At 51.1% G+C, this 350-nt stretch carries 1 other RNA gene; it reads left to right on the forward strand.

Annotated features, from left to right (window positions below):
• Positions 1-350, forward strand: a transfer-messenger RNA (tmRNA) gene (gene ssrA / locus C5750_RS26205); the annotation flags it as partial.

Consider the following 350-nt stretch of genomic DNA (forward strand, 5'->3'; position numbering starts at 1 on the left):
ACGGATTCGACAGGGATGGATCGAGCTTGAGCTGCGAGCCGAGAGGCGATCTCGTTAACACGCACCTAAATATAACTGGCAAAACTAAAAGTTTTAACCAAAACTTAGCACTAGCTGCCTAATAAACGCAGCGAGCTCTTCCTGACATTGCCTATGTGTCCGTGAAGAGCACATCCAAGTAGGCTACGCTTGCGTTCCCGTCTGAGAACGTAAGAAGAGACTGACAGACTAGCTCTCGGAAGGCCCGCCCGCAGGCACGAAGACGAGTGAAACACGAAATATGCAGGCTACGCTCGTAGACGCTTAAGTAATCGATGTTTCTGGACGTGGGTTCGACTCCCACCGTCTCC

The sequence above is a fragment of the Phyllobacterium myrsinacearum genome (assembly GCF_002980555.1).
Taxonomy (GTDB): Bacteria; Pseudomonadota; Alphaproteobacteria; order Rhizobiales; family Rhizobiaceae; genus Phyllobacterium; species Phyllobacterium myrsinacearum.